Raw genomic sequence first — 2,290 nt, forward strand, 5'->3', positions numbered from 1 at the left:
CCTGAACCTTAAAGCAACGACCGTCGATAATCGTCACGGCAACATCGTGGCCGCCGAAAAAGGCTCGCTGACACTGGCGGTCAAAGACACGCTGGACAATCAGTCGGGCCGGGTGTTAAGCGGCGGGCAGTTAACCCTGCGCACCGGCGATGTTGATAACACCGGCGGGATAATCGCGGCGGACGGTAAAACCACGCTGACCAGCGCCGCGCTCACTAATACTCAGGGACAGATTGCCGGGAATGGCGGGCTGGACATTCACAGTCAACAACTGATAAACCGCGAGGGGACCTTACAATCCGCCGACGCCCTGACTCTGGATACCGACGGGCAGTTACTGGATAACCAGCAGGGCCATATTCTCGGTGAGGGCAAGACGACCATCACCAGTGGCCCGCTGGACAATCGCCACGGTCATCTTCAAGGCGGCCAGTTGGCTATCGATACCCGACACGCCGTGCTGGATAATCGGGACGGTAAACTGTTATCCACGGACACCTTAACTCTGAACACTCACCAACTCGATAATCGTCACGGGCAGGTGCAGGCGGTGGGCGACACCCAACTTCATGTTGACACTCAAACCGATAACACCGGCGGTCTTATCCGTGGCGGTCAGCAATTGACCCTGAACACCGCTCACCTGATTAACCGGGAAACAGCTCAGGTTGATAACGGACTGGAAGCGCAAAACCTGACGGTCAACGCCCAACAGGTGGACAATACCCAGGGCGCTTTACGGGCGGCCAATCACCTGCAAGCTCAGGTGAGTCACACGCTGGATAATGCGCAGGGGTTAATCTCCGCAGGCAAACAGCTTACCGTAGACGACAAGAGCGGGCACACCTCGCTGGTGATTAACAACCGGCAAGGCACCTTGATTGCTGGGGAACAGGCCACGATTAACGCACACTCTCTGAGCGGTGACGGCCAACTGTTATCACAGGGCGATATGGCGGTCACCTTAACTGAGGATTTTCACCATACCGGCAACACCGCGGCCAATGGCAATCTGACCCTGAAAACGACCGGCAATCTGCTCAATGACCGCCAGATAAAAGCCGGTCAAACGCTGCATCTTGACGCACAGAATCTCACCAATAGCGCGTCAGGCGAAATCAGCGCCGGACAAACACAAATCCAGGTTCGCGATACCCTGAACAACACCGGATTGATTGACGGCGGCCTGACCCATCTCACGGCCAACACCCTGAACAACATCGGCACCGGGCGCATTTACGGTGACCAGCTCGCGCTCCAGACGGGCACGCTGAATAACACCGCCCAGAACGGTAAAGCCGCGGTGATTGCGGCGCGTGACCGGCTGGATATCGGCACCGGAACGCTCAACAACCAGCATCATGCCCAGATTTACAGCGTGGGCGACATGCGCATCGGCGGCCGGTTGGATAACACCCTGGCGGCCACCGGTCAGGCGCGTGAGCTCAATAACCACGCGGCGACGATTGAAGCCGGGCGCCACTTGAAGATTAATGCCGGCCAGATTAACAACACCAACGCCGGGTTGGTCACTCAGGTCGTCGAAACGGAAAAGTCTCAGCATCACGATGCCGTACTCAGCGGCCAGACCACTCGCTATGACTGGTCACAGGTGGACACTTCCCACCACAATAAATACAAAGTGCACGATGCCATCATGCCGGACGGCAGCGGCAGTAATGACTTTTACGAATATCAGTACACCCGCACCGTCAGGGAAACTCAGGTTAAACAGAGCGACCCCGGTAAAATTCTGGCCGGGGGCAATATCACGCTCAACAGTGCGCAGGTCACTAATCACGACAGCCAGATTGTTGCTGGCGGCACGCTCGGTGGTGAAATTGGCGAACTGCACAATATTGCCACTCAGGGCGAACGTATCACCACTGATACCGGCAGTCAGACCCACTGGTATGCAAAAAAGAAACGACTGAAGCCCCGATTCCGTGGCACCAAAACCTCGCAGGGGAAAAGCCGCAGTCGTTATGCCCCCGCGCCGGTGACAGAAACCCTCGACCTGAAAACGCTGGCCTGGCAGGCGCATACCCGTCCACAGGGCACCGATATCACGATGACAGACCGACAAACCGGTCAGATACATTCTGCCCCCACGACGGTCACACCGGTGAACGGTATCAAAAATCAGCCACGGGTATTGCCCCCGGAGACCGTCAAAGGGCAAACAGTCGACCCGGTGATACGCGTGGTGACGCCCGATACGCGTTTGCCGAATAACAGCCTGTATACCGTGCAACCGGGCAGTGACAGCCACTATCTGGTCGAGACCGAC

At 57.2% G+C, this 2,290-nt stretch carries 1 pseudogene; it reads left to right on the forward strand.

The features are described 5' to 3' along the window. Positions 1-2,290, forward strand: a pseudogene (locus tag SLS51_RS22865) (hemagglutinin repeat-containing protein); the annotation flags it as partial.

Source organism: Photorhabdus africana (assembly GCF_035181445.1).
GTDB classification, from domain to species: Bacteria; Pseudomonadota; Gammaproteobacteria; order Enterobacterales; family Enterobacteriaceae; genus Photorhabdus; species Photorhabdus laumondii.